Annotated in this window: 4 protein-coding genes and 1 pseudogene; 2 read left to right on the top strand and 3 right to left on the bottom strand. The window is 65.0% G+C overall.

The window, feature by feature from the left end; translation table 11 throughout:
* Both ABZF37_RS13330 and ABZF37_RS13325 read left to right on the top strand, forming a co-directional pair.
* A pseudogene (locus ABZF37_RS13330) lies at positions 1–969 on the top strand (sulfite reductase); the annotation flags it as partial.
* 184 nt (positions 970–1,153) lie between these two features.
* Complete coding sequence (locus ABZF37_RS13325) at positions 1,154–2,920, top strand: SLC13 family permease (protein ID WP_372720727.1); 1,767 nt, start codon at positions 1,154–1,156, stop codon at positions 2,918–2,920.
* Positions 2,921–2,952: 32 nt separating this feature from the next.
* Here ABZF37_RS13325 and ABZF37_RS13320 read toward each other — a convergent pair whose 3' ends face one another.
* From ABZF37_RS13320 to ABZF37_RS13310, 3 genes are all read right to left on the bottom strand, one after another.
* Entirely contained in the window at positions 2,953–3,693 is a 741-nt protein-coding gene (locus ABZF37_RS13320) for a phosphoadenylyl-sulfate reductase (RefSeq protein WP_372720725.1), read from the bottom strand.
* 150 nt (positions 3,694–3,843) lie between these two features.
* Complete coding sequence (locus tag ABZF37_RS13315) at positions 3,844–4,986, bottom strand: patatin-like phospholipase family protein (RefSeq protein WP_372720723.1); 1,143 nt, start codon at positions 4,984–4,986, stop codon at positions 3,844–3,846.
* Positions 4,986–5,562: type 1 glutamine amidotransferase (locus ABZF37_RS13310; protein ID WP_372720721.1), on the bottom strand; the 577-nt coding region annotated here is incomplete at its 5' end. The genes ABZF37_RS13315 and ABZF37_RS13310, both read right to left, overlap by 1 nt.

Genomic DNA, 5,562 nt, shown 5'->3' with positions numbered 1-5,562 from the left:
GGCTGGAACGTGCTGGTCGGCGGCGGCATGGGCATGACCCACGGCGAGAAGGCGACCTTCCCGCGCCTGGCGGACCTGATCGGTTTCTGCACGCCCGAGCAGGCCATTGCCGTGGCCGAGCAGGTGGTGTGCGTCCAGCGCGACTTCGGCGACCGCAGCAATCGTCGCCACGCGCGCCTGAAGTACACCATCGACGACCGTGGCGTGGACTGGTTCAAGGCCGAATTGGAAAGCCGCCTTGGTTTCGCGTTGGCGCCGGCGCGGCCGTTCGCCTTCGACCACAACACCGACGCGTTTGGCTGGCAGGGCGGTCCCGACGGCCAGTCGCACTACACGCTGGTCGTCGAGAACGGTCGCATCGCGGATCGCGGATCGCGGCGCCTGCGCTCGGGCCTGCGCGAAATCGCCGCCAGTCACGATGGCCTGTTCGCGTTGACCAACAACCAGAACGTGACCATTGCCGGTGTCAGCGCCGCACGGCGGCCGCGCATCGAGGCCTTGATTGCCGAATACGGCCTGGAGCGCGAGGTGTCGCTGCTGCGGCGCAACGCCATGGCCTGCGTGGCGTTCCCGACCTGCGCTCTGGCCATGGCCGAGAGTGAGCGCTACCTGCCGGACCTGATCAGCCGACTGGATCAGGTGGTGGACGCGTGCGGCCTGGCGGATACACCGATCACGATGCGCATGACCGGTTGCCCCAACGGCTGCGCGCGGCCGTACATCGCCGAAATCGGCCTGGTTGGCAAGGCGCCGGGCAAGTACAACCTGTACCTGGGGGCGGGCTTTCACGGCCAGCGCCTGAGCAAGCTGTATCGCGAGAACATCGGCGAGGATGCCATCATCGAGGCGTTGACGCCGCTGCTGGAACGCTACGCCGCGGAGCGTGAATCAGGAGAGCATTTCGGTGACTTTCTGGTGCGCGTCGGCGTGGTGGTTGCGGTGGCCGCCGGGCGGCAGTTTCACGATTGAGCAAGGCCTCCCTCGGCTGGCCCCTCGTGGCCGAGTTCGATTAGGCTTCGGGAGCCGTGCAGATGCTCATGGAATCGAGCGTTGGCATGGTTGGATTGGCCTTTCCTGAGCTTGCAGGCCGGCTGCCAACAACGGTCCCGGAGCGATATGCCCCGGGCGGTTTAATTTAGAGGGAAACGCCCAGATGGGCTTTGAAGCAGTCCTGGCCCTTGCCGTGGTGGTCGGCATTTTTCTTCTGCTGCTGGTCACCCGTTGGCCGGTGGAGGCGGTATTTCTGGGGGGTGTCGTGGTCCTGGTCGGCGCGGGCGTGCTGCCGATCGACCGCGCGTTCGCTGGGTTTGCCAACCTTGGCCTGGTTACCGTCGCCCTGCTGTACGTGGTGGCCGGAGGTGTCCAGGAGACGGGCGCGATCGATTGGCTGGGCCGTGCCTTGCTCGGGACGCCACGGGGCGAACGGCGTGCACTTGCCACGGTCGCGGTGCCTGCCGCGGCGCTGAGCGCCTTCATGAACAACACGCCGCTGATGGCGCTGCTGATTCCCCTGGTCAAGGACTGGTGCCGGCGCATTGGCATTTCGCCCTCCAAGCTGCTATTGCCACTGAACCATGCGGCGCTGCTCGGTGGCACCTGCGTGCTGATTGGTACCAGCACCAATCTGGTGGCTAACAGCCTGTTGATGGCCTCCGGCCAGCCGGGTCTTGGCATGTTCGAACTGACGCCGGTTGGGCTGCCGGTGGCAATCGCAGGTCTTGCCTATCTGTTGCTGCTGGGTCCGCGTCTGTTGCCGGAGCGGGTGTCAGTTGCGGCGGATAGTGCGGCCGTGCGGGAGTACCTGACCGACATGCTGGTGGAGGCAGGCGGTCCGCTGGTTGGCAAAACCATCGCCCAGGCCGGTTTGCGTAGCCTGGGTGGTCTGTACTTGCTGGAGATTGATCGGGGCGGCCGGGTGCTGGCGGCGGTTGGCCCGGATGAGCCGTTGCTGGCCGACGACCGTCTGGTGTTCGTTGGCGCCATCGACTCGGTGGTGGAGCTGCACCGCATCCGCGGCCTGGCGCCGGCTACAGCACAAATCGTCCGTCTCGATGGTCCGCGCAGCCAGCGCCAGCTGGTCGAGGCGGTGGTCGGCCCCCATTGTCCAATAGCCGGCAAAAGTGTGCGCGAAGGTCGGTTCCGCAATCGTTACGACGCGGCCATCATTGCGGTTTCGCGCAGCGGCGAGCGACTGCGGAGCAAGATCGGCGACATCGTGCTGCGTTCCGGCGACACCCTGCTGCTGGAAGCCAGGCCGTCGTTTCTGGAGCGCTTCCGGCGGGCGCCCGATTTTCTGCTGGTCAGTGCCATCGATGGGGCCACGCCGCGGCGGCATGATCGGGCGCCATTGGCGCTGGCGATCCTCGCCGGGGTGGTTTTGAGCGCTGGATTCGGGCTGCTCGATATCGCCTCCGCGGCCTTGTTCGGCGCGGTGGCTGTGGTGCTGACCGGTTGCATAGGATTTGATGCTGCGCGGCGCAGTCTGGACACCTCGGTGCTGCTGACCATCGGCGCCGCCATTGGGGTTAGTGCCGCGCTTGAGGCTACCGGCGCGGCCAGTGGCCTGGCAGGTGGCCTGCTCGCGGCCCTGGGCAGCGAGCCCTGGCAGGTACTTGTAGCCATCTACTTCAGTACTCTGGTGCTGACCCAGCTGATCACCAATAACGCCGCGGTGGCCCTGATGATTCCGCTGGCCCTGGCCTTGGCGCACGATCTTGGTATGGCGCCGCTGCCGCTGGCCCTGTCGGTGATCATGGCGGCATCTGCGAGCTATGCGACGCCGTTTGGCTATCAGACCAATCTGATGGTGTACGGTCCGGGTGGGTACCGTTTCTCCGATTACCTACGCTTGGGTCTGCCGCTGCATGTCATCACGGCGACGGTAGCGCTGGCCCTGCTGATCCCGATGCTGGCGGACTGACCAAGCGGGGCCCCGCCGGGTGGCGCTGTTGCCTACAGACCGACGTCCGGTATGGGTGGGGTTGGCGTCGCCAGTGCTTCATCTTCCGCGGCCGGCCGGGCTGGGCCATGGAGCCCGCACTCGCGCACAGCGTCGTGTTCCCACCACCAACGCCCGGCGCGGGGTTCTTCCCCAACCGTGATGGCGCGGCTGCACGGTGCACAACCGATACTCGGATAGCCCTCGTCGTGGAGTGAACTGTAGGGAATTTCGTTGATTCGAATGAAGGCCCACACATCGTCGTGGGTCCACTCCGCCAGCGGGTTGAACTTCAGGATTCCGCGCTGCTCGTCCCACTCGCGTTCTGGCAAGACGGCGCGATCATGGCCTTGCTGACGGCGTCGTCCAGTGATCCAGGCGAGTTTGCCGACCAGCGCCCGGCCGAGCGGCTCAACTTTCCGGATGCCGCAGCAGGCATGGCGCAGTTCGACGCTATTGTAAAAAGCGTTCACACCATGCTCTTGCGTGAAATCGCCAAGTACCTGCGGATCCGGAAAATACCAATCGATGCGCAGCCCGTAGCGCTGGCGCAGTGCTTCGGCGACGGCAAAGGTCGGCTCCGGCAGGCGTCCGGTGTCCAGGCTGGCGGTTTTGATTTCCAGCGCGTGTCGTGAAATAAGGTGGCTGAGCACAACCCCCTCGGCCCCGAAACTGTTGGTGTGTACCGCTGGGCCGTGTGCTTCGGCTGCCTTCAGGATGGTGACGGCGTGGTCGATCTTGTCTGAGGGAGACATGGACAGTTTCAACGTAGAGGTGGCGCAGGCTTGTATGGTACGGGCGCCGTATATAGCTGAGAATTATTAATTTCTTATATTTTTATTCCAAAAATTACAGATAGTGGTCACTTGCCGTGGCGGATCGATGGCGATCTTTGGGGCCGCCCCTCATTCAGGGGCCAGCAAGGCCATGATTTCGTCTTTCTGGCGTTGCGCGTCGGCGTGGCCCAGGTTCATCAGCGCCTGACAGAAAGTCCCGTCGAACAGCAGGTAGCTGGGCAAGGGACTCAAGTCGCCAAAGGCACCTATACCCCGGAAAAGGCGTCGCACCGGCGCCGGAAATCGATCAGCGTGCAGGGTGGCCAGTTGGCGCAGGTCCTGGCTGGGCTTCACCAGGCAGGTATCGATCTGGTGCCACGGTTGATCGTGCGATGCCGCCGGATCGGCGCCGGCATAGCGCGCCAACTCGTTGAGCCGTTGCACCCGTTCCAGGTTGCTGCCGGTGCCGTCCATGAACAAGGAATCGAGTACATAGCCGGCGATTTTCCCGAGTTGAGGATAGGGCGGCGGCTGCGGCAGCGGCGCCGACTCGGAATTGCGAGTAGCGATGACCAGCAGGCGTCGAGCGCCCAGATTGATGGCGGGGCTCAGGGGGGTGTGGTCGCGCATCGAACCATCGCCGTACCAGTCGTCGCCAAGCCGCACCGCCTCGAACAGCAGCGGAATGGCCACCGACGCCATGACGTGATCCAGGCTGAGCCGGGTTGGCCGGCTCTGTACCCGTTCGCGGCGCCAGGCAGCCACCTGGGACGCGGACTGATAGAAGGTAACCGCGCGCCCGCTGCCATAGCCGGAGGCGGTGATGGCCACCCCCTCCAGTACGCCCCGGCGAATCTGCATATCGATGCGCGCGAAATTCACATGCCGCTCCAGCAGGTCGCGCAGCGGTTGGTAGTCAAGCAGCGCCCGCGGGTTATTCCGGCCCAGGCCACCACGCAATAGCGCCCATACCCAGCGCAAGGCTCGACCATACAAAGCCCGCCGCTCGCAGTGAAAAATATGACCTACTTCCAGCGTGCGCCAGACGCTGGCGAGCTGCTCCACGCCACGTCCAAAGCTACCGGCATGCGCGGCCAGCACGCTGGCGTTGATGGCGCCTGCCGAGGTCCCGGTAATGACGGCAAAGGGTGATTGTCGTGGTCGCTGCAGCCAGCTGTTGATGGCCAGCAGGACGCCCACCTGATAAGCCGTGCGCGCACCGCCCCCGGTAAGGACCAGGCCCAGGTTTGGGGCAGGAGGTCGCTGGGGCATCAGGTGCGGGCCAACCGGGTCAGCCAGGCTTCGAGCAGGCGCTGCGCGGGCGCGAAGTGGTGGTCCAAGGCGCACATCTCGGCCGCCGATTGCACGCCGGGACGGGGTTTCAGGCGTGCTCCGAAGGCGTCGGCGAGCGCCGCCAGGCCGGCGGCGTCCATCTCCGGGTGAAACTGCAGCGCCAGTACTCGGTCGCCATACACGAAGCCCTGCTGCTGGAACAGCGCGCTACGGGCAAGCCGCACCGCGCCGGCCGGAAGGTCGAAGGTGTCACCGTGCCAATGGAACACGGTCAGTGGTTCGGGTAAGTCATCGCCAAACGGGCTGTGTGTTGCTTCCGGAACCGCTTCTACCGGAAACCAGCCGATTTCCTTGTGACCTGACGCGTAGACTCTGGCGCCGAGCGCGGCGGCCATCAACTGTGCTCCCAGACAGATGCCGAGTACCCGTTTGCCGGTCCTGATTGCCACCCTGATCAGATCGATTTCGGCGCTCAGGAACGGGTGCAGATCGGACTCGTAGGCGCCCATCGGCCCACCCATGATGATCAGCCAGTCAAAGTCCTGCGGCGGCGGC

Origin of the sequence: Immundisolibacter sp. (assembly GCF_041601295.1) — a bacterium.
Taxonomy (GTDB): Bacteria; Pseudomonadota; Gammaproteobacteria; order Immundisolibacterales; family Immundisolibacteraceae; genus Immundisolibacter.
The sequence above is the reverse complement of the archived record's forward strand: the minus strand, read 5'-3'. Positions and strand labels throughout refer to the sequence as shown.